At 51.9% G+C, this 24,922-nt stretch carries 26 protein-coding genes; 14 read left to right on the top strand and 12 right to left on the bottom strand.

The features are described from left to right. Nucleotides 1-6: 6 nt before the first annotated feature. The 5 genes from OH144_RS15815 to OH144_RS15795 all read right to left on the bottom strand — a co-directional run bounded on the left by OH144_RS15815 (nucleotide 7) and on the right by OH144_RS15795 (nucleotide 4,611). A complete protein-coding gene (locus OH144_RS15815) occupies nucleotides 7-723 on the bottom strand; it encodes an SAM-dependent methyltransferase (RefSeq protein WP_266203241.1) in 717 nt (238 codons plus the stop codon). Nucleotides 724-1,018: 295 nt separating this feature from the next. After that, on the bottom strand, nucleotides 1,019-1,789 hold the full coding sequence (locus tag OH144_RS15810; protein WP_266203240.1) for an alpha/beta fold hydrolase: 771 nt from the start codon (nucleotides 1,787-1,789) through the stop codon (nucleotides 1,019-1,021). A 22-nt stretch (nucleotides 1,790-1,811) separates the two neighbouring features. After that, on the bottom strand, nucleotides 1,812-2,864 hold the full coding sequence (selD, locus tag OH144_RS15805; RefSeq protein ID WP_266203239.1) for a selenide, water dikinase SelD: 1,053 nt from the start codon (nucleotides 2,862-2,864) through the stop codon (nucleotides 1,812-1,814). Nucleotides 2,865-2,869: 5 nt separating this feature from the next. Beyond that, complete coding sequence (mnmH, locus tag OH144_RS15800) at nucleotides 2,870-3,898, bottom strand: tRNA 2-selenouridine(34) synthase MnmH (protein WP_266203238.1); 1,029 nt, start codon at nucleotides 3,896-3,898, stop codon at nucleotides 2,870-2,872. Next, complete coding sequence (locus OH144_RS15795) at nucleotides 3,898-4,611, bottom strand: pyridoxine 5'-phosphate synthase (protein ID WP_266203237.1); 714 nt, start codon at nucleotides 4,609-4,611, stop codon at nucleotides 3,898-3,900. Before OH144_RS15795 ends, mnmH begins: the two co-directional genes overlap by 1 nt. A gap of 174 nt (nucleotides 4,612-4,785) precedes the next feature. On the opposite strand from OH144_RS15795, the gene OH144_RS15790 reads away from it, so the two are divergent. From OH144_RS15790 to OH144_RS15725, 14 genes are all read left to right on the top strand, one after another. Next, a complete protein-coding gene (locus OH144_RS15790) occupies nucleotides 4,786-5,247 on the top strand; it encodes a GatB/YqeY domain-containing protein (RefSeq protein WP_266203236.1) in 462 nt (153 codons plus the stop codon). A gap of 125 nt (nucleotides 5,248-5,372) precedes the next feature. Then, entirely contained in the window at nucleotides 5,373-5,891 is a 519-nt protein-coding gene (locus tag OH144_RS15785) for a CvpA family protein (RefSeq protein ID WP_266203235.1), read from the top strand. Between the two features lie 170 nt (nucleotides 5,892-6,061). Then, entirely contained in the window at nucleotides 6,062-6,643 is a 582-nt protein-coding gene (locus OH144_RS15780; protein ID WP_266203234.1) for an anthranilate synthase component II, read from the top strand. Nucleotides 6,644-6,789: 146 nt separating this feature from the next. Continuing rightward, a complete protein-coding gene (locus OH144_RS15775) occupies nucleotides 6,790-7,566 on the top strand; it encodes an alpha/beta fold hydrolase (protein ID WP_266203233.1) in 777 nt (258 codons plus the stop codon). Then, nucleotides 7,563-8,228, top strand: coding sequence for a cbs domain containing protein (locus tag OH144_RS15770; RefSeq protein WP_266203232.1), 666 nt, complete (start codon nucleotides 7,563-7,565; stop codon nucleotides 8,226-8,228). Before OH144_RS15775 ends, OH144_RS15770 begins: the two co-directional genes overlap by 4 nt. A gap of 11 nt (nucleotides 8,229-8,239) precedes the next feature. Further along, entirely contained in the window at nucleotides 8,240-9,628 is a 1,389-nt protein-coding gene (locus OH144_RS15765) for a BamA/TamA family outer membrane protein (protein WP_266203231.1), read from the top strand. A 10-nt stretch (nucleotides 9,629-9,638) separates the two neighbouring features. After that, nucleotides 9,639-10,526 carry an NAD kinase gene (locus tag OH144_RS15760; RefSeq protein ID WP_266203230.1) on the top strand — a complete coding sequence of 296 codons (888 nt, stop codon included), beginning with the start codon at nucleotides 9,639-9,641 and terminating at the stop codon, nucleotides 10,524-10,526. Between the two features lie 157 nt (nucleotides 10,527-10,683). Further along, the gene (locus tag OH144_RS15755) at nucleotides 10,684-11,631 is read left to right on the top strand and encodes a DUF6089 family protein (protein ID WP_266203229.1); all 948 of its coding nucleotides are present in this window, start codon (nucleotides 10,684-10,686) and stop codon (nucleotides 11,629-11,631) included. Nucleotides 11,632-11,679: 48 nt separating this feature from the next. Then, complete coding sequence (gene porG / locus OH144_RS15750) at nucleotides 11,680-12,447, top strand: type IX secretion system protein PorG (protein ID WP_266203228.1); 768 nt, start codon at nucleotides 11,680-11,682, stop codon at nucleotides 12,445-12,447. Nucleotides 12,448-12,506: 59 nt separating this feature from the next. Next, entirely contained in the window at nucleotides 12,507-13,250 is a 744-nt protein-coding gene (locus OH144_RS15745; RefSeq protein WP_266203227.1) for an isoprenyl transferase, read from the top strand. Nucleotides 13,251-13,261: 11 nt separating this feature from the next. Further along, the gene (gene bamA, locus OH144_RS15740) at nucleotides 13,262-15,793 is read left to right on the top strand and encodes an outer membrane protein assembly factor BamA (protein ID WP_266203226.1); all 2,532 of its coding nucleotides are present in this window, start codon (nucleotides 13,262-13,264) and stop codon (nucleotides 15,791-15,793) included. 18 nt (nucleotides 15,794-15,811) lie between these two features. After that, on the top strand, nucleotides 15,812-16,468 hold the full coding sequence (locus tag OH144_RS15735) for an OmpH family outer membrane protein (RefSeq protein WP_266203225.1): 657 nt from the start codon (nucleotides 15,812-15,814) through the stop codon (nucleotides 16,466-16,468). A 30-nt stretch (nucleotides 16,469-16,498) separates the two neighbouring features. Continuing rightward, nucleotides 16,499-17,110: an OmpH family outer membrane protein gene (locus OH144_RS15730; protein WP_266203224.1), complete on the top strand. Its 612-nt coding sequence runs from the start codon at nucleotides 16,499-16,501 to the stop codon at nucleotides 17,108-17,110. A gap of 77 nt (nucleotides 17,111-17,187) precedes the next feature. Then, nucleotides 17,188-18,222 (top strand): RluA family pseudouridine synthase, encoded by a 1,035-nt coding sequence (locus OH144_RS15725; RefSeq protein WP_266203223.1) that lies wholly within the window; start codon nucleotides 17,188-17,190, stop codon nucleotides 18,220-18,222. A gap of 704 nt (nucleotides 18,223-18,926) precedes the next feature. On the opposite strand, the gene OH144_RS15720 is transcribed toward OH144_RS15725, so the two are convergent. The 7 genes from OH144_RS15720 to OH144_RS15690 all read right to left on the bottom strand — a co-directional run bounded on the left by OH144_RS15720 (nucleotide 18,927) and on the right by OH144_RS15690 (nucleotide 24,916). Further along, complete coding sequence (locus tag OH144_RS15720) at nucleotides 18,927-20,576, bottom strand: tetratricopeptide repeat protein (RefSeq protein WP_266203222.1); 1,650 nt, start codon at nucleotides 20,574-20,576, stop codon at nucleotides 18,927-18,929. 31 nt (nucleotides 20,577-20,607) lie between these two features. Next, nucleotides 20,608-21,546: a PstS family phosphate ABC transporter substrate-binding protein gene (locus tag OH144_RS15715; protein ID WP_266203221.1), complete on the bottom strand. Its 939-nt coding sequence runs from the start codon at nucleotides 21,544-21,546 to the stop codon at nucleotides 20,608-20,610. Further along, on the bottom strand, nucleotides 21,536-21,793 hold the full coding sequence (locus OH144_RS15710) for a hypothetical protein (protein WP_266203220.1): 258 nt from the start codon (nucleotides 21,791-21,793) through the stop codon (nucleotides 21,536-21,538). The genes OH144_RS15715 and OH144_RS15710 overlap by 11 nt, the downstream gene beginning before the upstream one ends. 113 nt (nucleotides 21,794-21,906) lie before the next feature. After that, the gene (locus tag OH144_RS15705; protein ID WP_266203219.1) at nucleotides 21,907-22,749 is read right to left on the bottom strand and encodes an energy transducer TonB; all 843 of its coding nucleotides are present in this window, start codon (nucleotides 22,747-22,749) and stop codon (nucleotides 21,907-21,909) included. A 186-nt stretch (nucleotides 22,750-22,935) separates the two neighbouring features. Further along, a complete protein-coding gene (locus OH144_RS15700) occupies nucleotides 22,936-23,766 on the bottom strand; it encodes an energy transducer TonB (RefSeq protein ID WP_266203218.1) in 831 nt (276 codons plus the stop codon). A 3-nt stretch (nucleotides 23,767-23,769) separates the two neighbouring features. Continuing rightward, nucleotides 23,770-24,291, bottom strand: a complete 522-nt coding sequence (locus OH144_RS15695; RefSeq protein ID WP_266203217.1) for an ExbD/TolR family protein — start codon at nucleotides 24,289-24,291, stop codon at nucleotides 23,770-23,772. Between the two features lie 19 nt (nucleotides 24,292-24,310). After that, nucleotides 24,311-24,916: an ExbD/TolR family protein gene (locus OH144_RS15690; protein WP_266203216.1), complete on the bottom strand. Its 606-nt coding sequence runs from the start codon at nucleotides 24,914-24,916 to the stop codon at nucleotides 24,311-24,313. Nucleotides 24,917-24,922 lie beyond the last annotated feature (6 nt).

Below are 24,922 nucleotides of genomic sequence, written 5' to 3'. Positions count from 1 at the left end.
CAATGTCTACCTATAAATCAAAAACACCGCTGGCTGCTTGTGTATATCCGGCAGCTTTCCCTTCCACTGGCTGATGCTTTTGGTCTGGATAAACTCGTGCTCCGGGGAGGTGATGTTGGCGGCAATGCAGAGTTTGGTGTCGGGGTGAAGGGTGGCGAGCAAATCCTCTAAAAGCTTGTTGTTACGGTAAGGCGTTTCCATGAAAATCTGCGTCTGGTTACGTTGCTGCATCTCCTTTTCCAGCTGGCGCAGTGCCTGCAACCTGTCGCGCTTCTCGATGGGCAAATAGCCATGGAAACAGAACTGCTGCCCGTTAAAGCCGCTACCCATCAGGCTCAGCAGTATTGCCGAGGGGCCGGCAAAGGGCACCACCTTTATACTTTTCTGATGCGCATACTTGACCACTTCGGCACCCGGATCAGCGATGCCGGGGCAGCCTGCCTCTGAAATAATGCCGGCATCTATCCCTTGCTCCAGCAGCGGTTTCAGAGAGGCCTGTACCTGCGCCGGGGTGGCATCCTTATCCACCTGCACAAAGTTGAGCTGCTCAATCACCAGTTCCGGGCAAATGCTCTTCACATAGCGGCGGGCCGTGCGCAGGTTCTCCACGACAAAGTATGTCAGGTGCTGCACCGTCTCCTTTACCTGCGGCGAGATCACCTGGTCTTGTGTTCCCTCAGCAAGTATGGTCGGTATCAGGTACAAAATGCCGGTCTTTTTCATGCAGCAAAGGTAGGGGTTTAATTGTTGATTGTTAATTGCTGATTGTTGAGGCCTCAAATGGATAAACGAAAACTGCCACAGCTTTGAGGCGGTGGCAGTTCATATTTTGTCTAAATCAGGATTTTCAGGATGAGGAAAGACCTGTAGAATTTACTCATCCTGTTACACTGCAACTGTAGCGTTGCAGTGTGGTGCATCCTACCATGCTACAGTAGGTGATGGGTTTGAGTAAGATCAGGTTTAGGCGTCATAAACTGAAACCTATACAACATTTTAACCCCTTTAATCACCGGTTTTAGTCAGTGCTCAGGAACCTGGTCACCAGTTCGTATACTTGGTCAGGTGCCTCGGCGTGTACCCAATGGCCTGCCTCTGGTATGGTCTCTACTTCTACCAAGGTAAAGAGGTGCTCTATGTTGCTGTAGATATCCTCCTGCTTGATGTAGCCGGAGCGTCCGCCCTTAATGAACAGGGCGTGCTTCTTGAACGGCGTGTCAGAGGTAATGGCAGCGGCGATATGCTCATAGTTCTTCTCCAGTACATCCAGGTTCATGCGCCAGCCAAAGGTGTTATCCTCCTTGCGGTAGAGGTTCTTCATCAGGAACAGGCGCACCTCCTCTTCTTTTATACTTTTTGCCAGCTGCTGATCTATTTCGCTGCGGCTGGTCGCCTTGCTTAGGTCCACCGACTGCAATGCCTCTATGATTTCGTCGTGGTGCGGCGGGTAGGCCTTAGGGGCAATGTCTACCACAATTAGCCTGGTAAGGCGGGTGGGGTATTTCAGGGCATACTTCATCGCCACCTTGCCGCCCATGGAGTGTCCCATAATGGCGGGAGTGGGAATCTGCAACTCGTCTACCAGGCGCAGTACATCATCAGCCATGGCATCGTAGTTATGCTCCTCGTCGTGGGGGGAGCGGCCGTGGTTGCGCAGGTCTACCAGAAAAACATTATAATGTTCTGCCAATCGCTTGGCCAGGGTTGCCCAGTTATCCAATGTGCCAAACAAGCCGTGCAGAATCAGCAGCGGCTGGCCGTGGCCCATTTCCTTATAGTGTAGTTTCATGTGCTCTATAAATGATCAATGCTTATAGTACCTGAATTAGTTGCTGCGAGTTACCACGCTCTTTCAGCACACCCAGAGGCTCCAGTTGCAGGCCGTACTTCCCGAATACGGCCAGAACGTCCTCTCGACCCGCCGGATCAACAGCAACCAACAGGCCGCCGCTGGTTTGGGGGTCGCAGAGCAGGTGTTTCTGGTCCGGGGTGAGGCCGGCTATCTTGTGGCCATAGCTGTCGAAGTTGCGGTGTGTACCGCCAGGCACCGCTTTCTGTGCCAGGTACTCCAATGCCTCCGGTATCACAGGCACTTTGTCAAAGTATACTTCAGCGCTTACGTTGCTGCCCTCGCACATCTCAGATAAGTGGCCCAGCAAACCGAAGCCGGTTACGTCGGTCATGGCTTTTACCTGGGGCAGCTGGCCCAGTTCCGCACCGATTTTATTAAGCTGCATCATTTGCTGTGGTGCCAGTTGTGCGTGCTCCGGCTTAAGGATGGCTTTCTTTTGGGCAGTGGTCAGTATGCCCACGCCCAGTGGCTTGGTTAAGTAGAGCTCGCAGCCGGCGGAGGCGGTGTCGTTGCGTTTCAGGTTCGGGATGTCGAGCATGCCGGTTACGGCCAGCCCGAAAATAGGCTCAGGGCTGTCGATGCTATGGCCGCCGGCCAGCGGAATGCCAGCCTCGTGGCAAATGCTGCGGCTGCCTTCCATCACCAGTTTGGCAACCTCGGGCGCGAGCTTATCCACAGGCCAGCCCAATACGGCAATCGCCATCATGGGCGTGCCGCCCATGGCGTACACATCCGAAATGGCGTTAGCGGAGGCAATTCTGCCAAAGTCGAAGGCATCATCCACAATCGGCATAAAAAAGTCGGTGGTGCTGATCACGGCGCGGTCGTTTCCGATGTCGTACACGGCGGCATCGTCGCGGGAGCTGTTGCCTACCAGCAGGCGCTTTTCCTCGGGGTAGGTGATGTCGGAGTGTAGGATAGAGTCGAGCACCTTGGGTGCTATTTTGCAGCCGCAGCCAGCTCCATGGCTATACTGGGTAAGTTTTATACTTTGGGCAGATATCTCTTCCATAACAGTTAAATCAGATGGTGTTGTTTGGCGAAGGCCAGCACTTTGGCGGCGTTTTCTTCGGGGTTTATACTTTGTAGCTCCAACTGCAGCACGTGCTGCTTTTTGGCCAGTTCGTAGCCATAGGCTTTGTCGTAGTAGGTGAGGGCAATCTCTACCATTTTCTCCATGTCGCCGGTTTCGATAGCCTCCAGCGCCTCCTTGGTGGCCAGCCCGCCCAGGCGTTTCTTTACTTTCAGGATGGCTGCCTCCAGCAGGGTTTTATCGGTTTGGCAATACTCTTCTGCCAGTTTCTGCACCCGCAGCGGCAGCGGCACATGCAGCACGATAGCTGGCGCCTGCTGCATCTGGTCGAAGAATGGCTTTGGGAGCTGCGCCCGGCCGATGGTTATACTTTCGTCTTCCAGCCAGACAGGCTTGGCGCTGTCAAGTGTAAGCAACTCGGTTCCCAGCAAATTCTCGAAATGCTCGGTTGAAGGTTGCGGGTCCATGCCTATACTTCCGAAGGCAGAGCCTTTGTGGCTGGCAAGTCCTTCCAGATCGATTACCTGCTGGTGCTGCTGTTGCAGGTAGGGCAGCAGGTCCGTTTTCCCGCTGCCGGTAAAGCCGCTAAGTATAAGTAGCTTGCGCGGTTTCTCGAACTGCTGGTGCAGGTACTGCCGGTAAGCTTTATAGCCGCCCTGCAGCAGGTATACGTTGAACCCTGAAAAGTCGAGGAGCCAGGCCATGGCCCCGCTACGCATGCCGCCGCGCCAGCAATGCAGCAGCACCTCTTTCTCAGGGGCCAGTTTGGTTGCCTGCTTCACAAAGCCCGACATCTTTGGTCCGAAAAGATCCAGGCCAATTAATACAGCCGGGTCGTGGCCCTGCTGCTTGTAGGCGGTGCCCACTCTGGCACGCTCCTCATCCGAGAAAATAGGGAAACTTTTTGCAGCCGGCATGTGGCCGACGGCATACTCCTTGGGAGCGCGGGCATCCAGCACGGGCAGCCGCTCCGACAACCGCAGGAATTCTTCTATGTTTATACTTTGCAACACTACTTAAGCTGGCGAAGGTAAAGCTGGATCGTGTTTTCCAGGCCAAAGTATAAAGCATCGCAGATAAGAGCGTGGCCGATGCTTACCTCCAGCAAGCCCGGCAAGGTGTCGTGCAGGTATTTCAGATTGTCCAGGTCCAGGTCGTGCCCAGCGTTCAGGCCGATGCCGAATTCCTGCGCCTTTTTAGCGGCAGCCAGGTATGGCGCAATAGCCTGCTCGCGGTCTTTAGGGAAGCCGCTGGCGTAGGCCTCGGTGTACAGTTCCACCCGGTCGGTATCCACCAATGCGGCGCCTTCTATCATCCGTTCCTCCGGATCCACAAAAATGGAGGTGCGGATGCCCAGTTCCTTCAGCTCCAGGATCACGTCCGTCAGAAAGTCTTTGTGCTTTAGGGTGTCCCAGCCGGCGTTGGACGTAATTGCATCGGGGGCATCGGGTACCAGGGTGGCCTGTGCCGGCTTGATCTCTTTTACCAGTTTCAGGAACTCCGGCGTCGGGTTGCCTTCGATGTTAAACTCGGTCGTCACCACTTCTTTCAGGTCGTACACATCCTGGTAGCGGATGTGGCGCTCGTCGGGGCGCGGGTGCACGGTGATTCCCTGTGCGCCGAAGCGCTCGCAGTCCCTGGCAGCCTGCACAACATTTGGCCTGTCGCCGCCGCGGGCGTTCCGCAGCGTGGCTATTTTGTTTATATTTACACTCAGCTTTGTCATGGCTCTGATTTGCGGGCCGCAGCCCTGTCGTCTTCTTACGTAATAGAATGACTAAATTAACGGAATTTTGTTTAAGATGACAGCCTCTTGCACCAGCCATACATGCATATAAAAGGGCGCAGGCCACGTAAGCAATAGCACCTCAACCAGATAAAAGTATAAAACCAGAAAACTATGACTCTAAAACAACGCATCGATGCCGATATCAAACAAGCGATGTTGGCCAAGGATAAAGCCCGTCTGCAGGCGCTCAGAAGTATAAAATCCCAGATTATGCTGGCCGAGACCGAGAAGGGCGGCACCGAGGGCATCACGCCGGACACTGAAATGAAACTCCTGACCAAAGCTGCCAAGCAGCGCCGCGAGTCGGCGGAGCTGTATGCCCAGCAGGGCCGCGCCGACCTGGAGCAGGTTGAGTTGGCGGAGCTGGCCGTGATTGAAGATTACCTGCCCAAGCAGCTGGACGAGGGCGACCTGCGCACCCGTCTGGTGGAGATCATCCAGCGTGTGGGTGCTACCGGGCCATCAGACATGGGCAAGGTGATGGGCGTGGCCACCAAAGAGCTGGCAGGCCAGGCCGACGGGCGCGCTATTTCACAAACCGTAGGCGAGTTGTTGAGCAATACTGATTTTTAAAGTATAAATTTGCAGCTGTTGCCGCTGGTTTTGCACGGCGGCAACAGCTGCAAATTACATGTAAAGTATGGCCGTGCTATACTTGAGAAGTATGATTTCCGGCTGCTTCCACCCTTTATGATGATATGAGTACGTTTGATTTTTTCCTGGCCATTCCGATTGTCTATGGTGCCTTTATGGGCTTCCGGAGAGGACTGCTGCTGGAGTTGGTGTCGTTGGTGGCGCTGGTGCTGGCCATACTTGGAGGCCTGAAACTGCTGGACACGGCCCTGCCCCTGATGGCCGGCTTTATTGGCGATGCGCACGGGCTGTTGCCCTACGTTACCTTCTTGATAGTGTTCGTAGGCATCATCCTGCTCATCCACCTGGGTGGCCTGCTGCTCAAGAAAGTGATCGACTTCACCCCCTTTGGCCTCTTCGATAATATGCTGGGGAGCATACTGGGCGCCCTGAAATGGTGCCTGGCCCTGAGCCTGCTGTTATACGTGTCGGAGATGGCCGGTATCAGTGTGTCTCAGGACACGGCCGATGCCTCCATGGTATACCCGGTGGTGCTCAAGACAACGCCTTACGCGCTCGACATCCTGAGCTACGTACTCCCGTTCATCAAGGCGCTCATTACCTCGCTCAGGCAACACTTTTAGGAGTTTGAGAGTTTGGGAGTTAGAAAGTGGAGGAGTTAGGATTGTTTAATATGATGTTCATATTTTGCAGCAGCTCCGATATTCATTTACTGGTAAGGAGAAACAAAGGCTTATACTTCATTAACTCCTAAACTCTTTAACTCTCTAACTCCCCAACTCTTTAACTTCCCATGTTTCTCCTGCTCGATAATTTCGACTCCTTTACCTATAACCTGGTCGACTACTTTGGCCGCCTGGGAGTGGTAGTGCGGGTGGAGCGGAACGACGTACCACTGCAGGAGCTACAGAAACTACCTATTGAGGCGGTGGTGCTCTCGCCAGGGCCGGGGGCGCCGCAGGGTGCCGGAAGTATGATGGAGGTGATCAGCTATTACCATAACCGCGTGCCGATGCTGGGTATTTGCCTGGGGCACCAGGCGCTGGGCGAGTTCTTCGGGGCTAAGCTGGAGAAGGGGCTGCGGCCCATGCATGGCAAAATATCGGAGATCACCTGCGCGGAAGACCCTCTTTTTGAAGGCTTGCCAGCCACGATGCCAGTAGTGCGCTACCACTCGCTGGTGCTGCGCCAAACGCCGGAAAGTATAATACCGCTGGCCCACACGCAGGAGGGGGAACTGATGGCGTTCCGGCACCGGGAGCTGCCGCTCTACGCGCTGCAGTTCCACCCTGAGGCCGCCCTCACCACTTATGGCTTGCAGATGCTTCAAAATTGGGTTAGTATTGTTAATATTGCGCAGGCATCGGGCCGTTAAGGCTCCATGTTTGTTCATACTTTGCAGAGCAGGCAAACGTATACTTCCGCTGCATGCGTCTGGGGCAATTTCCGGAAACCGGCTACTGCTGCAGAAAGTATAAGCAAGGGCAGCACACAGGTTTCTTATAAAAGTTTTTTCGATTCATGGATTTACAAGTCAAACAAGAAGGAGAATATCAGTATATTGATGAGGGAGAAGGAGAGGTGCTGTTGCTGCTGCATGGCCTTTTCGGGGCACTCAGCAATTGGAACGGCGTTGTGGACCATTTCTCGAAGAACTACCGCGTGGTCATTCCGCTGATGCCGATCTATGAGATGGCGCTGCACAAGGCTGGCGTGCCGGGGCTGGTGAACTTTGTGGAGGGCTTCGTGAAACTCAAAAAACTGCAGAACCTGACCCTGCTCGGTAACTCGCTGGGCGGCCACGTAGGGCTGGTGTATACGTTGAACAACCCGAAAATGGTAAAGCGCCTGGTGCTAACCGGTAGCTCCGGCCTCTTCGAGGACTCCATGGGCGGCTCTTTTCCGAAGCGCGGCAACTATGAGTATGTGGAGGAGCGCGTGGGCTATACGTTCTACGACCCCAAAACGGCTACCAGGGAGCTGGTGGACGAAGTGTTCGGCATCACCAACAGCAATGCCAAGTGCCTGCGCATCATCGCCATCGCCAAATCGGCCCAGCGACATAATATGGCCAAGGATATCACAAACATTAAGGTGCCTACGTTGTTAATCTGGGGACTGAACGATACGATCACGCCGCCGCTGGTGGCCTACGAGTTTAACAGGCTCATCGATAACTCTGATTTATTCTTTATAGATAAGTGCGGGCACGCGCCAATGATGGAACATCCGGAGAAGTTTAACAGTATCTTAGAAAAGTATTTAGAAAGAACACCGATAACCGCCTCATCCGTATGATCGCAGAAGAACTCATCAACCAAATGATTCCGCCGCTGAAGTTCTACGACACCGTAGACAAGGCGCTGCGGTGGATGGATGAGTTCCGCGTAAACGAGTTGCCGGTGGTAAGCAACCGCAAGTACATGGGGCTGGCCACCGAGCTTAACCTAATCGAGCTGCCCGACCGTACCCGCCAACTCAAGGATCTGGAACTGGAGTTCCAGGAGGTGCACGTGCAGGGACAGCAGCACTTCTACGATGTGATGGAGGCTGCCATCAAGAACAAGATTCAGGTCGTGGCCGTGCTCGACGAGGAGCATGACTACATGGGTGTGATCACCATTAACGATACATTGGCGGCTTTCGGGCAGATGTCGGCGCTGCAGGGCTCGGGAAGTATACTGGTGCTTTCCATGCCGGAGCGCGACTACTCGCTGGCCCAGATCAGCCGGTTGATCGAGGAGGAAAAAACCAAGATTCTGAGCGCCTACGTGTCGCCGGACGAGCTGGACCCCTACAAGATCAAGCTGACCCTGAAGCTGAACACCACCGACCTGAGCCGCATCATCGCCACGCTCGAGCGCTTTGAGTACCGCATCACCGCCCAGTTTAACGACAACACCGACTACGACGTGGGCCGCGACCGCCTCGACATGCTCTTCAAATACCTCGACATTTAATGCTTGCATAAATGCCGCTGCGAGCTTTCCTGTTTATACTTGTACTTTTTACCGGAGCCGCAGCGCTGGCCAACCCCTGCACGGTGCCTGCCGTGGTGGTAGCCGACATTAGCCTGGCCGGGAACGAGACCACCAAAAGCCAGGTAATGCTGCGCGAGCTCACCTTTGCCCCCGGCGACACCATACTGGCCGAGGAGCTGGAGCCGCTGCTACAGGAGAACCAGAAGCGCCTGTTCAACCTCCGCCTGTTCCACCATGTTAACTACACGTATACTTGCTCCGAAGGGCTGGTGCAGGTAACCTACCAGGTGCAGGAGCGCTTTTACCTGTATCCCATCCCTATTTTTGACTTTGCCGACCGTAATTTTAACGCCTGGCTGGAGAAAAAGGACTGGAGCCGCATCGACTATGGCCTCAACCTGATCCGGCGCAACTTCAGGGGCCGTAATGAGGAGGTGCGCGTGCGGGTGCAGCGGGGCTTTAACAAGCGCCTGGAACTGGGCTACCGCATCCCATACGTATGGCGCAAGTATAACCTGGGGGCAGATTTCTCGGTGGCCGACTACCGTAGCCGCACCATCAGCTACACCAACCTGAATAACAAGCAGCGTTTCTTTGAGCAGGAGAATGGCATGCCCATCAAGCGCAGCTCGGTGTCGGCGGCGCTGGTGCACCGGCAGAACGTGCAGCGGCAGTCGGGGCTAAGGCTGTCCTACTTCAACGAGCACATCTCCGACTCCGTGGCCTTCCTGAACCCCGATTACTACCGGGATGCGCAGCGGGAGCGGCAGTACGCCCGGGTGGAGCTGTACAGGGTCATCAACCTGCGCAATAATTTTGCCTACCCCACGGCGGGGAGCTACTTTGAGGCTGCCCTGGGGCAAACGCTTTTCCTGGAAAAATCTGGTTCGCCGTATACCACGGCCCGGGCCAAGTATGTGCGGTATCTTCCGCTCCCGGGCAAGTATACGTACATGGCGGGGGCGGAGGGGCAGCTGCGGCTGGCCGGCAGGCATGCCTTTGCCGATAACGTTGCGCTGGGCTACCGCTCCTACGTGCGCGGCTACGAGCTATACGTGGTGGGGGGGCAGCACTACGGGCTTTTTAAACAGGGCCTGACGCGGAAATTGCTGGATATTAAAAGTATAAAGCTTACATTTATAGATAATCCGAAGTTCAACAGTGTGCCGTTGGCGCTCTACCTTAATGCTTTTACTGACGCCGGGTACGTGGTGGATGACGTTTTCGGGCAGAAGAACCCGCTCACGAACCGCCTGCTGCTGGGCAGCGGGATGGGGTTGCATGCCGTGACCTTTTACGACATCGTACTACGGCTGGAGTATACCCTGAACCGGGAGGGGGACACCGGATTATACTTTAGCGCAAGGTTTCCTTTTTAACACGACTACTATGAAAATTGCCATACTTGGTAAACCCTTTACCGATGACATCAGCCCCTTTATCCAGGCGCTTTTTGATGAGCTGCACCGCCGCAAGGCCCAGCTGTGCCTGGTAGAGCACTTTGAACTGTACCTGAAAAATACCATCAACCTGCCTACCGGCATCGAAACCTTCAGGCGCGGCGATAAGCTGGAGGGGGTGGATGTGGTGTTGAGCATTGGCGGCGACGGCACCCTGCTGGATACGGTTACCTATGTGGGGGCGCAGCAGCTGCCCATACTTGGAATCAACACCGGCCGCCTCGGCTTTCTGGCCACCATCCCTTACGATAGTATAAACATCGCAATAGACGCGCTCTATAAAGGCCATTATGCCCTGGATGACCGCGCGCTTATCCGCGTGGATTCTGACCAGGAGGTGTTTAACGGCATCAATTTCGGGCTGAATGAGTTTAGTATACTAAAGCGCGATACTTCGTCCATGATAGTGGTGCATACGTATATAGATGGTGAATATTTGAACTCTTACTGGGGCGATGGCTTGGTGGTGGCCACGCCCACCGGTTCCACGGGGTACTCGCTTAGCTGTGGGGGACCTCTGGTGCTACCGCAGACCAACAATTTTGTTATTTCGCCCGTATGTCCGCATAACCTGAACGTGCGGCCCATGATCGTGTCTGATCGCACCGTGATCTCGTTTGAGGTGGAGGGGCGCAGCAGCAGCTATCTGGCTGCGCTGGATTCCAGGTCTACATCAGTGGACATGAACGTGCAGTTGGCGGTGCGGAGGGAGGCTTTTGTGGCCAGGCTGGTAAAGCTTCACCATGTTAACTTTCTATCAACACTTCGGAGCAAGCTGAATTGGGGGCTTGACAAGCGGAATAGCATCATAAAATAATATTAAATATATCTGTTATATTATTTTGTTAGTCCGGTATTCTCGTTATTTTTGGCTTCTATTAATTTGGGGTGAATACAAGCTTACTGATACGCTACCTTTTATATATTTCTCTATTATGAAGAAACTTTGTACTCTTGTTTTGACGCTCGGTTTTATGCTTACACTTTGCGCCCCAGGCGCCGAAGCGCAGCGTTGGACGAAGCGTAAGCAGTATGGCACCGTAGGCTTTTCTCTAGGGGCCATGAACTACTTCGGAGACATCGTGCCGCAGCCAGACTTTACGAGTTTCCGCTTTAAGTCTACAAGGCCTAGTGCAAGCATCAGTTACGCTTACCGTTTCGCGCCGCGCTTCTCTTACCGCGTAGGCTTTACATGGGGGCGTATCACCGGAGATGATGCCCTGAGCGCTTCACAGAATGAAGGGGAGAACAGAGGTCGCTTCGGCAGGAATCTCTCTTTCAGAAACGATATTAAAGAACTGAGCGCCGTAGCTATCGTAGACCTGTTCGAAAACCGCAGTACTTTCCAGCGCCGTCCGGACTTTGTGCCGTATGGTTTCCTGGGTGTGGCAGTTATGCACCACAATCCTAAAGCGTATTATGAAAGCGGTTCCCAAGGCAACCTTGGCGATGCTGATATTGCAGATGGCTGGTATGAATTGCAACCTTTAGGTACCGAGGGGCAGTATGCTTCTGGAGGCGATTACCCGGACCCTTACAAACGCGTGCAGATCGCCATTCCTTTTGGTCTGGGTGTTCGCTACAAGATTGACAGATACTGGGACCTGAGCCTGGAGATAGGCTGGAGAAAGACTTTCACCGATTACCTGGATGACGTAAGCACAAGCTATGCCTCTAAAGCCAATATCCTGGCAGGGGGAGGAGAGAACCCTACTGCTGCCGCCATACTTTCTGATAGAAGCGCAGGCTCAGGCTTTAATACTTTGCCAGACCCAAGCGGTACACCTTACGATATCGTAAGAGGCTACGGCAGAGACGGCCAGCAGAGAGGCGAAAGATCAGATGACGATTGGTACATTACCACAGGCTTAACCATTAACTATATTTTAACACCGCGCATTAGAAGTCCGAAGTTTAGATAATAGAACGGACAGCGGCTGCGTTGTTCAACTAAACTTTGCTCAGAATACATGACATTACGTACCTTAAAACAGGCACTCCTTATTTGTCTACTCGTGCAGATAGGGAGTGTTTTTTTTGGCCTAGCTGCAAGCGCCCAGGCACCAAAGCCAGTTACTACTTCCGAGATAGGGATCGGTATCGGCGGGGCCAACTATAAGGGAGAGATATCACCCAACTACCGCTTTCTGAACAACCAGCCTGCGCTCACCGTCTTTTATCGCCGCGACATGTCCAATGCCATCACGCTGCGGGGAGGCTTTATGGGCAGCCATCGGTTAATTGACGATAACACATTCAGTGATGAGGCTTTTGACGAGCGTCCGCTGCATGCTTTTCGGCAGGCTGAGCTGCGCCTGAGTTTGCTGGAGCTTTCGGGCGTAATGGAGTACAACTTCCTGGATTACTATGACCGCAGCCAGAGTCCACGCCTGTCGCCATACCTATTTGTGGGTATCGCGGGCCTGCTGTATAATAAGAAACTTCACCTGAATGGCAATGTAGACAGGGAGTTTGACACCGACATGACGGTGGCCATACCCTTTGGGCTGGGGCTGAAGTATGCCCTCAGTACCCACTGGAACCTGGGTCTGGAATTTGGGGCCCGGAAAACCTTCACAGATAAGCTGGATTATCTACACTCCCCTGAATATCCGGAGAACCTGGCCAACCCGCACGACAACGACTGGTACTTCTACAACGGCATCAGCATCTCCTATACTTTCTACCGCTATAACTGCCCTCCGGTATACAAGAACAGGCCAGGTCTCTTAGATTAAATGGCAATCATTCATGAATTTCTCTTGCTTTTTGTAACTTGCAGGGAAATTGTGTTTTAATGAATCTGAAGGAGAAAGTAGACTTAGGCAATTTACCAAAGCACATCGCCGTTATCATGGACGGCAACGGGCGTTGGGCGAAGAAAAGGGGCGGCCTGCGCATCTTTGGGCATCAGAACGCTATAAAAGCCGTGCGCGACACAGTGGAGGCGGCGGCTGAACTTGGCGTGGGGTACCTGACACTGTATGCCTTTTCCACAGAGAACTGGTCAAGGCCCATGGAGGAGGTGTCGGCGCTGATGACGCTGCTGGTATCTACCATCCGCAAGGAAACCGCCACCCTCAATAAAAACAACATACGCCTGCAGACCATTGGCAACACGGCCAGCCTGCCGGAGGCCTGCCAGCGCGAGCTGATGGAGGCCATTGAGATTACGAAAGACAATAACCGCATGACCCTGGTGCTGGCGCTGAGCTACAGTGGGCGCTGGGACATTACGCAGGCTGTGCAACGCGTTGCCGCTGAAGTGGGTCATGGTACTATACAAGCTGACGAAATAACCGAAACCACCATTGCCGGCTACCTCTCTACAGCAGGTATGCCCGACCCCGAACTATTGATCAGGACCAGCGGTGAGCAGCGTATCAGCAATTTCCTGCTCTGGCAACTAGCTTATACTGAGTTATACATTACAGAGTTGCTTTGGCCCGATTTCCGGAAGGAGCATCTCTACGAGGCAATATTAGCTTACCAAAGCCGTGAGCGCCGCTTCGGTAAGACAAGTGAACAACTAACAAAGTGATAAACACACAAATGATTAGATGCATCTGGGTGCTTGTGTTGCTGCTAATGGCAGGCACGGCCTCTTCCCAAGTACTAAACAGACCTGCCCAGCCGTCTCCGATAGATTACCAGCAGCCGCGCCAGTACCGCATTGGAGAAATCAAGGTAAGCGGATACAAGTTCCTGGACCCTATTGCGCTTACCTCCCTGACAGGTCTGAAAGAGGGCGACATGATTACGGTGCCAGGGGAAGATATCAGTCGGGCCATCCAGAACCTGTGGGACCAGGGTATTCTGGGAGATGTGGATGTGACGGCCCATACCGAGGGGGAGGTTATCTACCTTACCTTTAACCTGACGGAGCGCCCACGCCTTTCTAACTTCCGTTTCTCCGGCATCAATAAGTCGCAGGCTGAGGCGCTGCGCGACAAGGTGCCGCTTCAAAAGGGACGCATCGTGACGGACGCCGTGCTGAACAGTACCCGTAACGTGGTGCGGGAGTACTATGTGGACAAGAGCTTCCTGAACGTGAAGGTGAATATCACGCAGCGCCCGGACTCCATCCTTCCGAACAGCGTGGTGCTGAACATACATGTGGATAAAGGTGACAAGGTAAAGGTTGGCGATATTGAGTTTGTTGGCAACGACGCCTTTAAGGATAAAAAGCTGCAGCGCCAGCTCAAGAACACCAAGGAAAAGCGGTTTTACAAGATCTTTACCTCCTCTAAGTTTAACCGAACCAAGTTCGAGGAAGACAAGGAGGCGCTCATCACCTTCTATAACAGCCAGGGCTACCGCGATGCCACCATCGTTTCTGACTCGGTATACCGCATCAGCGAAGATCGCCTGGGCATTCAGATCACCGTGGATGAAGGCCAGCAGTACTTCTACCGCAATATCGTCTGGACAGGTAACTACCTGTACGATGATGACTACCTGGCGCGCGTGCTGGGTATCAGCAAAGGCGATGTATACGACCAGGTTGAGTTGGAGAAACGCCTGACCTACAATCCTGCCGGCATTGACGTATCTGCACTTTATCAGAACGACGGTTACCTGTTCTCCAGCATCACCCCGGTGGAGATGCGCGTGGAGGGCGACTCCATTGACCTGGAGATGCGGGTGCAGGAAGGACCGCAAGCTACCATCAACAAGATCCTGATTTCTGGCAACGACAAAACAAGCGACCACGTGATTCTGCGTGAGATACGCACCTTGCCGGGCCAGAAGTATAGCCGCGATGATTTGATCAGAACCCGGAACGAACTGGCTGGTCTTGGCTACTTCGACCCGGAGACAATTGGCCTGAATCCGATTCCTAACCCGGCAGACGGTACGGTGGACATCGCTTACAGCGTGACAGAGCGCCCGAATGACCAGATTAGCCTTTCCGGTGGCTGGGGCGGACCGATCGGTGCCGTAGGTACTGTAGGCCTGTCGCTCAACAACTTCTCTACCCGTAAAATGCTGGACCTGTCGGAGTGGAAGCCTATCCCTACCGGCGACGGCCAGCGCCTGTCGCTGAACGTGCAGGCAAACGGTAAATCCTACCAGTCTTACTCCTTCTCGTTTACAGAGCCGTGGCTGGGAGGGCGCAAGCCAAACTCCCTTTCTGTAAGTTTGTTTAAAACAATTTACAGGAGAGACCCGAGAATCTATAACCCCTACATCGAGGTGGATGATGTAAATGAACTGAGCCGACTGAACGTGGATGGTGCAGCAATAAGCCTGGGCCGCCGCCTGAACTGGCCGGACAACTACTTCTACATGAACCACTCGCTGTCTTATAACCGCTACACCCTGAAGGACTACGGACTGTTCAGCATTGTGGAGAATGGCCAGTTAACGATGTTTGATAACGGTGTATCGAATAGTATTTCCATCGTGAATACGCTGGGCCGCTCCAGTATCGATAACCCGACGTTCCCGAGGCGTGGTTCAACTTTCTCCCTTAGTGTAAACCTGACGCCGCCGTACTCGCTGTTCTCCGACCGTATCGACAACTTTGAGTACATTGAGTTTAATAAATGGATGTTTGATGCCTCATACTTTATAAATGTGGCAGGGAATTTGGTATTCAACACAAGAGCCCACTTCGGGTTTGTGGGCACGTACGGTTCCGGTGAAGTTGGACCTTTTGAAAGGTTTAAACTTGGAGGATCTGGCCTGGGTGGCGGTAATGTCTTCGTAGGCACAGAGTATATTGGCCTGCGTGGATATGACGACGAGCGGGTCGTAAACACGAACAACGATCCTCAGTTACTGCAGGCAGGTGGTATAGCCTATAACAAGTTTGTGTTTGAGGCGCGCCAGCTGATTTCGCCTAACCCGGCGGCTACTATTTATGGCCTGGCTTTTGTAGAGGCAGGAAATAACTTCGGTAGCTACAAAAACTATAACCCGTTTAAGCTGTACCGCTCGGCGGGTGTGGGTGCCAGGATCTTTATGGCCGCGTTTGGCCTGCTTGGCTTCGACTATGCCTGGAGACTGGATGACTTGCCGGGTCGTATGAACGATAAGCGGGGCATGTTCCACTTCATTATTGGCCAGCAGATACGCTAAAACCCGAATTGAATTAGTATGAAAAAGTTTTTGTTCATCTTTTTAGCGGGCTTTTTGCTGGCCTCTGTTTCGCAGGCTCAGAAGATTGGCTATATTAACTCAAACTTTATCCTGAGCAAGATGCCAGCCTTTAACCAGGTGCAGCAGGAGATGGACAAGTATGCGGAAGCCTGGCAACGCGAAATAGAGCAGCTACAGCAGCAGGCTGATAAGCTGAAGCAGGACTACAAGGCCGAGGAGGTGCTGCTGACAGACCAGATGAAGCAGAAGCGCCAAGCCGAGATTACCAAAAAGGAAAATGAGCTGCGCGACTACCAGCGTAAGGTTTTTGGCTACGAGGGTATGATGTTTAAGCGCCGCCAGGAGCTGATGCGCCCGATACAGGATGAGGTGTTTGAGGCTGTGGAAAAAGTCTCAAAGGCCCGTGGTGTTCAAATCATGTTTGATAAATCAGGCGACCTGGTGATGATCTACACAAACCCAGTGCATGACTATACTGAGTATGTGCTGGAGGAGCTGGGCCTGGCCTCTGACAGGAAGAATACCCCAGGCGAGCGACCGGCAGATGCCATCGTGGATGACCCGGAGAACCTGCCTGAAGTGGGAGAGGAAGCACAGGAGCAACAGCCGGAGCCTCCCGCCAGGAAAACGACAAAGAAGAAGTCTAACAACTAAACATCCAAATACTTATTAACCAACCAACCAATGATGAACAAGATTAAACTATTAGTAGCAGCGTTCTTTCTGATCAGCTTTGCGTCTTATGCCCAAAGCAACGACCAGCCGCTTAAGATTGGTTATACTAACGTAGAGTACATTCTGCTGCAATTGCCGGAGAGCAAGCAAATAGAGTCTCAGTTGAAGGACCACAGCACCCAGCTTGAAAACCAGCTGAAAACCAAGTACTCGGAGTACGAGACCAAACTGCAGGCTTACGAGAAAGGCGCAGCCACCATGGATGCCACTATCCGTGAAGACAAGGAAAAGGAACTGATGGGCCTGAACAACTCTATCCAGGAGTTCCAGCGTAACGCTCAGATGTCGCTGCAGCAAAAAGAGAAGTCTTTGGTAGACCCGATCATCACGAAGATCGATAAGGCTATCAAGGATGTAGCGAAAGAGAACGGCTATACTTACGTGATCAGCAACCAGGCGCTGCTTGCCGGTCCTGAGGATGGCGACATCTCTCCGCTTGTACTGAAGAAGCTTGGCGTTGACCCGGCAAAAGTGCAGCAAACTCCTGAGCCAGCTGCTGCTACACCAGCTGCAAAGCCAGCGACTACACCAGCTAAGAACAACAACAAGAAGAAGAACTAAGTAAGCTATTTTCTATAGTTTGGGAAAGCCGTTGTGTATACTTCGGCTTTCCTTTTTTTATACCAGTAAGCATAACCGTGGTAGAGTACACAGAAACAGAAGGCACAGAAGACTCAGATGAGTTGTATGAGCACCATCGCATTGTAGTGGACAAGGGGCAGGCCTTGCTGCGCGTAGATAAGTTCCTGATGGACCGCCTGCCGAACGTGACGCGCAACAAACTGCAGAGCGCCATCCGTTCGGAGTCGGTGCAGGTGAACCAGAAGCCGGTAAAGGTAAGCTATAAGGTAAAGCCGCTGGATGTAATTACCGTTACGCTGGCAGAACCTCCGCGCGATACGGATATTGTGCCGGAAAATATCCCGCTGAACATACTTTATGAGGACGAGGAACTGCTGCTGGTAAACAAGCCGGCCGGCATGGTAGTGCATCCGGCTTATAACAACTGGAACGGCACGCTTGTCAATGCGCTGGCGTATCACCTGCAAAACCTGCCTACGCACCGCAATGGGGAGGGAAGGCCTGGCCTGGTGCATCGCATTGATAAGGACACCTCCGGGTTGCTGGTGATCGCCAAGACAGATTATAGTATGGCTTTCCTGGCCAAGCAGTTCTTCGACCATAGTATTGAACGCACCTACTATGCGCTGGTATGGGGTGTTCCCAAGGAGCAGGCGGGCACTATTACAGGCCATGTAGGCCGTAGCGCCAAAGATAGGAAGGTAATGGCAGTGTACCCTGCCGGAGATTATGGGAAGCATGCTGTGACGCATTACAAGGTATTGCGCAGCTTTAAATACGTGTCGCTGGTGCAGTGCAACCTGGAGACGGGCAGGACGCACCAGATACGGGCCCATATGAAGCACATCGGCCACCCGCTTTTCTCCGATGCTACCTACGGCGGCGACAGGATACTGAGCGGAATGCCCAATGGCACCTACAAATCCTTTGTGGATAATGCCTTCAAATTGATGCCACGACAGGCGCTCCACGCCAAGTCGCTGGGTTTCCTTCATCCATCTACCAAGGATTTCCTGCAGTTTGATTCTGACCTTCCGGAGGACTTCAAGGCGGTGCTGGAGAAGTGGGAGTTGTATGCAGATCAGCTGTAAAGTATAAATCTAGTGTTGGTGCTAAAGTGTGGTTTGGTATAAATATGACAAACCCATACTTATAGGAATGGGCGTTTCTATACTTAAAGCCTGATACCTTCGCTCCAGAACTTGTGAAGTATAATACTCTTATAAGGTGAGTTATGCGTATTAATTCTTTATCCCCTTCAAGCTTACCCCTGCCCCTCAGGATTACGATTAGGGCACGAGACCACTCTCCGTTAACCAACCGTGCGTTTTTAGCCTTATCTTGTCCCATCACATTTCTGGAATAAGCCCTGATTCTGAATAATTGTCCCCTTGAGGGGACTACAGGGGTGTAAGGCTATAGAGCAGAGCACTTTTATTCGCAACACAGGTAAATCTGCAGGTGTAAACACTCCTAAGACCTATAGTCGCAAATTTCGGACCCTCGTTCTCACTTGTCCTCAAGGGGATAGGTTAACCTCAAAAAGGCCGAATCTCAAAAAGTTGTGGAACAAGCCACAAGCTGTAAGCTTGCGGCAGGAACAGAATGAGTCCAAATGCTACCTTTGACAAGGAGGGGGCATTTGATTTGACTGGCAAGCGGCCCTGATACCGCACAATGGAAGAGTGATCTAAATCCACACTTGTAGCTCGCCTGTACAGTGCTAAGGCTATATAAACAGAAAACCTGCTACAAAGTAGCGGGTTTTCTGTTTATATACTTATTTAAAGCAATTTTACTTCTTCTTTCGTGGCGTCTTAGAGATCTCTTTTAGAGCGGCCTCTGCCTGTGGGTTGCTAGGGTCAAGGGTTCTAACTTCTGTCCAGTACTTCACAGCGTTGTCGCGTTCGCCTTTGATGTAGTAGTAGTAGCCTAAGTAAGAGTTAGCCTCAATTAGGTCACGCTTATACTTTTCTTTTTCTCCACCAGCCTTCTCGATGAACTGCTCATAGTATGGCTTGGCCAAACCTTGCTCAGTCTCCGGGTCCTGGCTGGCGTTGGCGCGGGCTCTCCACAGGTAACCGTACGCGTAATCAGCGTTAGCCTCGGTTACTTTGCCATACGTCTCGTCAGCCTTTTTAAAGTACTCATTCGCTTTGGCAGCGTTGCCGTTGGCAGCCTGCTCTTCACCGGCCATCATGTAGATGTTACCAATGTAATAGTAGTCAGAGTTACTTTGGCCCACGTTCTCACGCTTGCGGTCATACACCTCGATGGCTTTATCGTATTGGTTGCTGCGCGCATAGGCAGTGGCCAGTTCCGCATAAAGCTCAGCGTTGGCGTTGTTCATCGCCAGTGCCTTCTCCAGATTCTCGATAGCCTTTGCATGCTGGTTGTTTTTTGACAAGATGCGACCATAGTACTCGTAGTCCTCGGCAATCAGCTTGTTCGGGTCAGCCTTCTGTATGTGCGTCTCCATGGCTTGCAGCGCTTTGTCAGGTTGGCCCAGCTCTAAGTATGAATAGGCTCTCAGGCGGTTCATTACCATGTTATCTGGCTGCTGCTGCAGTACCTCCTCAGCTGTTTTAAGTGCCTGGTCGTAGTTCTTTGTCAGGAACAGGAAAGAGGCATACTTCGCTTTGGTGTCCGGTGTGTTCTCCGCCATGTCTACATACTTCTGGAATGTAGACAAAGCCTTGTCATACTGTCCGGCAAAGTAGTAAAGTTCACCTAGGTCGCGGTAGGCAGGGGCAAAGTTAGGGTCGAGCTCGATGGCTTTCAGGAACGCCTGCTCTGCCTCGTTATAGTTGCGTGAGCTCGTGTACAGCTGGCCACGCTTCAGGTAAGCATTTGCATTCTGAGGGTCCAGTTGAATAGCCCTGTCGTAGCTGGACATCGCCTGTCCACCATTTTTCAGCGCCAGGTACGCATCACCCAAGATAACATTTGCCGTTGCGTTCTTGTTATCACGCTCCAGGGACTGCTTCAGGTAATCAATACCTTTGTTGATCTGTGCTTCAGTGGCGTTTGGGGCACTTACATAGGCCTCACCGATCATGGCAAGTACGTACGCATCTTTTTTGCCTCTGCCGCTCAGGGCCTGGCTGAAGTGCTGCTCTGCTTTTGCCTGATTTCCCTGCTCCAATGCCAGCTTACCTAGCCCTACATGGTTGATGTAGGATTTTTTGTTAGCAGCGATACCCTGGTTGAAGTAGTATGCTGCTGAGTCTGGCTGGTTTGTGCGCAGGTAAATATCGCCAAGGTTGAAGTAGGCATTATCGGCTGCGTTCTTATTGTTCAGCTGAGACTTATAAATAGATTTAGCTTCTTCATAGCGCTCCAGGTCAACGGCTCTTCTGCCTGCGTCACCTGTTTGCGCAAATGCTGCAGTAGCAGGGAAAGCAGCCGCCATCAAAGCGATGTACTTCCAGTTTTTAGTCATCATATAATAGTTTAGTTGTTGCTGTTACGTTTTATTAATCCAGGCTTATGACCCTTACTGGCATGGTTGCCGGCACTAGCCCAGATTTAAGGATGAGGCGCTGGCCTTTGTCACTCGCTACATAGGATGCAAAACCTGTGCCAAGTCCTGTACGGCCTTCAGTACTAATGATATACAGGAAACGGCGCAGCGGGTAAGCCTCCTGTGCAATGTAGGCCTGGTAAGGCTGGTAATAAGCTTCTGTTGTAACTGGCGCAGGGTCTTCGCTGATGCCCAGAACTTTAATCCTGTTCAAAAAGCCAACCACGGTCGAGTCGTCAAAGTCGCTTACCCAGTTCACACCTATAACACCGAGGGCGTTTTTATTCTCCTCCACATAGTCTACCAAGGCTTTGTGTGAGTTTGATGCAAACGTGTTTGCCGGCAATTTATTGCCTGCGATCAACGAGTCTCGTACGTAGCGGGCGGTGCTGGAGTTGTTGTTATCGAAAACTATCGTGATGTCGCCGAGAGGGGAATCCTCATCCAGGTCTTTCCAGCTTTTTGCCTCCCCGTTAAAGATCCGCTTCAGCTCGTCCATTGTCAGCAGCGAGTCCGGGTTCTGCCTGTTAGTGATCAGGGCCACCGCATCGATCGCGATCTTGGTCACGCGGGCTACTCTATTGTTCTTTTTGAAATAGGCATTCTCCTCCTCCGTCAGCTCCCGTGAGAGTACGGCGATTTTAGTGCTGTCGTTGAGCAGGTCCTTTACTACCTGTCCCTCGGGCTTATAGTTTGCGTTTATGTTGGCGTATTTGTAGATGCCCTCAAAGGTGTTGATCTCCGACTCTATAATAGGCTGGAATGACTCATCCACACTGATGTTGATGGTGCCGGATGTAGGGGTGTCAAGATTGGTGGAAGGGTCGCCGCCGCAGCTGGCCAGGGCCATAAGACCCGCGAAGGCTGCTATAGGTAGTGATTTAATCTTCATATCTGTTTTTGTTGGAACGCGTGCTGTTGTAAACTCTTACAAATCTAACAATTCCGTATAAGATGAGAATCCCACCTAAGGCATACTTCATACTTTCCGGCATATCCAGGTTCAGGCTATCCCCCGCAAACATGATAAAAATGCCCATGGCCACATAGAGCAAGGTCATGATGATGCCAAAGATACGGGCAAATTTCCCAAACAAACTTTGCTTTGGTGTGTCGTCGTCTCTCCTTGGTCTTATCATGTGTGGTTTTCGTCTTTTTAACCCTTAAAAATAAACCTAATGCTTATAAAATGAAAGCAGAAGCTAACAAAACTACCATGTTGCTTCTGCTCTCTTCCATTATTCTTCTTTATTTACTGCATTTTAAACCGTATAGGTAAAGTATAGCGCACCGGAACCGCGCGTCCATTCTGCCTGCCAGGCTCCCATTTGGGCATGTTCTGTATGACGCGTGCTGCCTCTTCGTCCGTTCCGAACCCGAGACCTTTCAGTACTTCCACGTCTGTTATCTCGCCGGTTGTGCCTACTACAAACGTAACTACTACGGTTCCCTCTATCCCGTTGCTCTGGGCAGAGGCCGGGTAACGCAGCTTGCGGCCTAAATATAGCATCAGGTCATCTACCCCGCCTTTAAATTGTGGCATCTGGTCCACCACTATAAAGGGCTCCGTTTCGGCGGGTGCTTCGCCTGTGCCTCCCTCCAAACCTGCGGGAGGATCTTCAGTTATACTTACAGATGGTATTTCAGGCAGGTCGCCTTCTATCTTTTCTTTTCCGATCACCACCTCCGACAGCCTGCTTTGGTCCGGCACCGTTTCAGTAGTTTCTGTCGCATCGTCTACTACTTGTATTTTCGTAAACTTCTCGGTGGCTACGTTTTTCTCGGCGGCGGGAGCAGGAGGGGGCGCTATAGCTTTCTCAGGTTCCGGTTTGGGTGCGGGAGGGGGTGGCAGCACGAGCACCACAGGCTCCTTGATGTCAAAGACGGGTTTCACATACTTGACAGGATCTGAGAAGAAGATTGTATCTACCAACGGACCGACCAATGCCCCGGAAAATGTCGCTATAGCGAGTGTGGATGCCAGCAGCATGTGTTTGCTGTACTTGCGGCGCAGGTAATAGGCGCCATACGCCTTGTTTCGCCCTCTGAACACAATGTTGTTGAAGGTCGTGCTTAAGAAATAGCTCTTTTCCATGGCTTTGGGGTTTAGGATTATACAATCATTCTAAGGCATTGCGGTAGTAGCTGGGTTAATGGGAGAAATGTCTGTTTTTCTGAATATACGGAATTTTATATAAATAGTATGCATGCAGTGTAGTTTATTTTAGGGCATAAAAAAAGCCCAGCCGGTAAGGGCTGGGCTTTATAGCAGGTAAACTGCTTATTTGATCGTAAATCGTACTGGAAGTGTGTAGCGTACAGGTACGGCTCTACCGTTCTGCTTTCCTGGAGTCCACTTCGGCATTGATTTAACAACGCGTACGGCTTCCTCGTCAGTACCAGCTCCAAGGGCTTTCACCACCTGGATATCGGAGATCTCTCCTGTGTTGCTCACCACGAATGAAAGTACCACCAGGCCTTCCACTCCGGCGCGCTGTGCAGCGGCTGGGTAGCGGATGTTCTTGCCTAAGTACTTCATCATTTCGCCGTCGCCGCCCGGGAAGGTTGGCATCTGCTCCACGTAAGTATAAGGCTTCTCCTCTACTACTTCTGCTACCACATCGCTTGTTCCGTCAATCTCACCTAAGTCCATTGGTGCATTCGGGTCACCTTCTACGGTTTCTATACCCGCATCAACTTCCTCTAGCACTTCTACGTCCGGAATTTCTTCCTCCTCCTGTACTTCCTCGTCACGCTTCACTACTGGCGGTGTGTACTTTACAGTAGCACGCACTGGTGGCGGCGGCGGTGGAAGATCTGGCGGCGGCGGTGGTGGTGGTGGCGGCGTAGCCTCATCTAATGGTGGTGGTGGGGCCAGGTCTACTTCTGTTACAATTCGCTCTACCACTTGCTCTTCCGCCTGGTCTCCTTTGATCAAATCAGAGATCAAAGGAATACTGATGAAAAGGAAGAACAGTATAATTGCTACAATAGCGGCAACCGTGATATGCTTGTTGTAAAGTCTGCGAAGTAGGTAGGCACCGTACGCTCTGTTACGCCCTTCAAAGACGATATCATCAAGCGATGCTTTTGCTAACTTACTTGCGTCCATATCTTAATTTCCAATTTGTTCTTGTACCAGCTTCTTGTCTGAATCGGCAATTTCTACCATTGCAAACTTCTTGGTATCTGTTATTTTTAATTCATCCAGGATGTCCACCATGTTCTTGTAGCGCGACCCCTCCATTGGCTTCACCATTACGGTCATCTTGTCGTTCGACTTCACTTGGGGTGAAGTGAGAACTTTGCGGATGCCGCCTGCTGCGTAGCTCGACTCGATTACCTCTGGATTATCTTCAGCCAGACCGAAGTAGTAATAGATCTTATCGTCTGCGCCAAGAATAATGGTCATGGCGTTACTGGCTTTAAGCGCTATCTGCTCTTCTTCATTATCAGGCTTCACAGGCATGTTAATTTCCATGGTCTGCGGCTTATTGAAAGTCGTGGTAAGCATGAAGAATGTAATCAGAAGGGCGGCAAGGTCTACCAGTGGCGTCATGTCGATTTTGGTCGATGAGCGTTTGGCGCGTTTCTTACCACCTTTACCGGAGTCGGCTTTTTCTTGAATCTCTGCCATTTTCTTATCTCCTTTCTAATTATAAGTTCGTAGGCTTCGCTTCCATGTCCGTAATCAGGTTAAACCTGTTTACTTTTCTGTCTTGCAGGATGTCGATTACGCGCTTTACAGTCGGGTAGTCGGCATCTTGGTCGCCTTTGATCGCAATAACTACCTTAGGGTTCGTTAAGCGTGTCTGCAGGATCCAGTCGCCAAGCTCGTTACGAGCAGAATCGATTGGAATTCCTGGCTGGTTTACCTCCTTGCGTGCTGAAGACTCCATGGCTAGCAAAGACTTAAGTTGGCTCATTGGCACTCCGAAGTTACTTAGGAGAGAGAATGTTTTCCTCTCCTCTTCAGTGAAACCGACGCCATACTTGCCCGCCATCTTGTCAAGTAGCGCTTCCTTTGTTTGCTGCCCATCAACTCCAAAGAACACTCGGCTATCGTTATCTATTGTAATAGTAATTACGTTAGTATCCGGGATTTTGATCTCTGACGCCGATGAAGGCGTGTCTACTATAACAGCCTCGTCAGGACGGGCCGTTGCAGTCAGCATAAAGAAAGTAACCAGCAAGAAGAATAAGTCCACCATTGGCGTCATGTCCAACGAGGGGTTTTTCCTTTTTACTTTTACTTTAGGCATTTTATC

Origin of the sequence: Pontibacter kalidii, assembly GCF_026278245.1 — a bacterium.
Taxonomy (GTDB): Bacteria; Bacteroidota; Bacteroidia; order Cytophagales; family Hymenobacteraceae; genus Pontibacter; species Pontibacter kalidii.
The sequence above is the reverse complement of the archived record's forward strand: the minus strand, read 5'-3'. Positions and strand labels throughout refer to the sequence as shown.

Bases quoted from the DNA above. Each gene is read 5' to 3' on its own strand.
- OH144_RS15720 (WP_266203222.1), bottom strand. From the start codon at position 20,576: ATGATGACTAAAAACTGGAAGTACATCGCTTTGATGGCGGCTGCTTTC.
- OH144_RS15745 (WP_266203227.1), top strand. From the start codon at position 12,507: ATGAATCTGAAGGAGAAAGTAGACTTAGGCAATTTACCAAAGCACATC.
- OH144_RS15795 (WP_266203237.1), bottom strand. From the start codon at position 4,611: ATGACAAAGCTGAGTGTAAATATAAACAAAATAGCCACGCTGCGGAAC.
- bamA (WP_266203226.1), top strand. From the start codon at position 13,262: ATGATTAGATGCATCTGGGTGCTTGTGTTGCTGCTAATGGCAGGCACG.
- OH144_RS15730 (WP_266203224.1), top strand. From the start codon at position 16,499: ATGATGAACAAGATTAAACTATTAGTAGCAGCGTTCTTTCTGATCAGC.
- OH144_RS15785 (WP_266203235.1), top strand. From the start codon at position 5,373: ATGAGTACGTTTGATTTTTTCCTGGCCATTCCGATTGTCTATGGTGCC.
- OH144_RS15790 (WP_266203236.1), top strand. From the start codon at position 4,786: ATGACTCTAAAACAACGCATCGATGCCGATATCAAACAAGCGATGTTG.
- OH144_RS15715 (WP_266203221.1), bottom strand. From the start codon at position 21,546: ATGAAGATTAAATCACTACCTATAGCAGCCTTCGCGGGTCTTATGGCC.
- OH144_RS15705 (WP_266203219.1), bottom strand. From the start codon at position 22,749: ATGGAAAAGAGCTATTTCTTAAGCACGACCTTCAACAACATTGTGTTC.
- OH144_RS15755 (WP_266203229.1), top strand. From the start codon at position 10,684: ATGCTTACACTTTGCGCCCCAGGCGCCGAAGCGCAGCGTTGGACGAAG.
- OH144_RS15765 (WP_266203231.1), top strand. From the start codon at position 8,240: ATGCCGCTGCGAGCTTTCCTGTTTATACTTGTACTTTTTACCGGAGCC.
- OH144_RS15810 (WP_266203240.1), bottom strand. From the start codon at position 1,789: ATGAAACTACACTATAAGGAAATGGGCCACGGCCAGCCGCTGCTGATT.
- OH144_RS15700 (WP_266203218.1), bottom strand. From the start codon at position 23,766: ATGGACGCAAGTAAGTTAGCAAAAGCATCGCTTGATGATATCGTCTTT.
- OH144_RS15770 (WP_266203232.1), top strand. From the start codon at position 7,563: ATGATCGCAGAAGAACTCATCAACCAAATGATTCCGCCGCTGAAGTTC.
- selD (WP_266203239.1), bottom strand. From the start codon at position 2,864: ATGGAAGAGATATCTGCCCAAAGTATAAAACTTACCCAGTATAGCCAT.
- OH144_RS15775 (WP_266203233.1), top strand. From the start codon at position 6,790: ATGGATTTACAAGTCAAACAAGAAGGAGAATATCAGTATATTGATGAG.
- OH144_RS15760 (WP_266203230.1), top strand. From the start codon at position 9,639: ATGAAAATTGCCATACTTGGTAAACCCTTTACCGATGACATCAGCCCC.
- OH144_RS15815 (WP_266203241.1), bottom strand. From the start codon at position 723: ATGAAAAAGACCGGCATTTTGTACCTGATACCGACCATACTTGCTGAG.
- OH144_RS15780 (WP_266203234.1), top strand. From the start codon at position 6,062: ATGTTTCTCCTGCTCGATAATTTCGACTCCTTTACCTATAACCTGGTC.
- OH144_RS15735 (WP_266203225.1), top strand. From the start codon at position 15,812: ATGAAAAAGTTTTTGTTCATCTTTTTAGCGGGCTTTTTGCTGGCCTCT.
- OH144_RS15710 (WP_266203220.1), bottom strand. From the start codon at position 21,793: ATGATAAGACCAAGGAGAGACGACGACACACCAAAGCAAAGTTTGTTT.
- OH144_RS15695 (WP_266203217.1), bottom strand. From the start codon at position 24,291: ATGGCAGAGATTCAAGAAAAAGCCGACTCCGGTAAAGGTGGTAAGAAA.
- OH144_RS15690 (WP_266203216.1), bottom strand. From the start codon at position 24,916: ATGCCTAAAGTAAAAGTAAAAAGGAAAAACCCCTCGTTGGACATGACG.
- porG (WP_266203228.1), top strand. From the start codon at position 11,680: ATGACATTACGTACCTTAAAACAGGCACTCCTTATTTGTCTACTCGTG.